This is a genomic window from Streptomyces sp. 8L, assembly GCF_020176795.1.
Taxonomy (GTDB): Bacteria; Actinomycetota; Actinomycetes; order Streptomycetales; family Streptomycetaceae; genus Streptomyces.
In genome coordinates this window covers 1-1706 of record NZ_JAIUKE010000665.1, presented here as the reverse complement: position 1 = coordinate 1706, position 1706 = coordinate 1, and the positions used below count along the sequence as shown (strand labels likewise).

At 75.8% G+C, this 1706-nt stretch carries 2 protein-coding genes; both read right to left on the bottom strand.

Annotated features, from left to right (window positions below; translation table 11 throughout):
• Window positions 1–261 (bottom strand): hypothetical protein (locus LCE31_RS36750; RefSeq protein WP_225022324.1); only part of this gene is annotated, 261 nt, incomplete at its 3' end.
• The gene (locus tag LCE31_RS36745) at window positions 258–1631 is read right to left on the bottom strand and encodes a hypothetical protein (RefSeq protein ID WP_225022322.1); all 1374 of its coding nucleotides are present in this window, start codon (window positions 1629–1631) and stop codon (window positions 258–260) included. The genes LCE31_RS36745 and LCE31_RS36750, both read right to left, overlap by 4 nt.
• Between the last annotated feature and the right edge of the window lie 75 nt (window positions 1632–1706).

Below are 1706 nucleotides of genomic sequence, written 5' to 3'. Positions count from 1 at the left end.
CGTGGAGACGACGGCCGCCATGCCGCCGCTCGGCGGCACCGGTGGCGGGGCCGTGCCGCCCCGGCCGACCGGGCCCCCCGTGCACGGGCTGGTCCGCCGCGCCGCGGGCCCCGCGGCGAGCCCCGGGGGCGGCGCGGAGATCGAGCCGGGCGGCGACACGACGGGCGCGAGGCCGCAGATGTCGCAGTACAGCTCACCCCCGCCCACGTCCTCGTACTCGCCCTCGCAGTCGGGCCGCTGACACGCCGTCGCCTGGGTCATCCGCCACTCCCCCGTCCGTCCCGTCCCTCGCCGTCCCCCGTGCCGTACGGGCCGCCGGGCCCCTGCCCGTCCCCGTGGCCCTGGCCCTGTGCCGGCCCGGCCTGTACCTGGGCGGCCAGATCGGCGGCCATCCGCTGGAAGCGCAGTACGGCCGCCTCCGCGCCGCGCAGGTCGCAGGGCGCGCTCCAGAGCATCCTGCGCGCCGCGTCGTACCGCTCGATCAGCAGCGGGTCCTCCCCGAGGCCCAGCCGCGCGACCTTCGCCCGGTACGCGTCGAGCCGGCCGCGCAGCTCGGCCCGTACCGCGAGCGGCGCCGTCACGGCCGTCAACGACTCGCGGGCCCGCAGGAGTTCGTCGTCGGCGTCCCGTTCCAGCGCCTCCAGCAGCGGTGACAGCCGGTGCCACTGCGCGTTCCTGCGGTACTCGGCGGCCGTCGAAAGGCGCTCGTGCAGGACGGCGGAGGGTCCGCTGACGGCCGGCACCTCCGTCGCGGCGATCTTGGCGAGCACCTCGCCGCGGGCGGCGCGCGCCTCGGTGAGCGTACGGTCGGCGCGCGAGATCACGTCCCGCAGCCGCAGCAGGCGCTCCTCGGAGTCCTTGCGGACCTCGAGAACCGCCTCGATCTCGCGTCGCACGTCCTCCAGGGCGCGGGCCGCGCGGTCGTAGCGCCGCGTGTCGGGCGTACCGCCGCCGGGCGCCGAACTGGCTCCCGCGGAGCGCCAGTACGCGAGCGGGTCGGAGACGACCTCGGCGCGCAGCGCGGTCAGCTCCTCGGTGATGTCAGCGAGGTCGTCGCCCGCCGGGTGCTCGCCCGGGCGCACCCCGACTGAGTGCGCCAGGGACTGGGTGCGGCGCAGTTCCGCGGCGAGCAGATCGATCCTGGCGGGCAGCGCCGACCACACCGCGTCCGCCGCCACGATCATGTCGAGCGAGGCCGCGTACAGCTCATTCATCCGCGCCACCAGTTCGGCGAGCGTGAAGGTCTCCGCGAGCTTGCCGCCCGTGGCACCGACCGTGGCGGACGGGCCGCGCAGCCGCTGTGTGAGGTCGGCGAGGTCGTCCTTGGAGGGCCAGCGGCGCCTGCCGCGCAGTTCGAGGGCGGCGCCGAGTGCCTTGGTGTAGGCGTCGTAGTACGTCCACAGGGCGGTGATCGACTGCTCCGTGACGGCCCAGCGGCTCTTGGTGACGCCGGTGAGCTCGGCGCCTTCGAGGAGCCTGCGGCCCGCGTGGTCCTGGAGGGAGAGCAGCGAGGTCTCGATCGCCTCGTGCTCGGCCTGGAGACGCGCGAGGGCACGGTCCGCCCCGTCCCGGTCGTAGACCGGTCCCGGCGGTGTCCCCGAAGCGTCGGGGAAGGGGCCCGTGGCGCCCATCGCTCACCTCTCCGCTCTGTGGTGCTGGCTCGGTTCCTGTGGCTGGTGGTGGCTGGTGGGGTGGTCGGTCGGGGG

What these genes read in the sequence shown, in the direction of transcription:
- LCE31_RS36745 (WP_225022322.1), bottom strand. Translation starts at nt 1,631, where the DNA reads ATGGGCGCCACGGGCCCCTTCCCCGACGCTTCGGGGACACCGCCGGGA.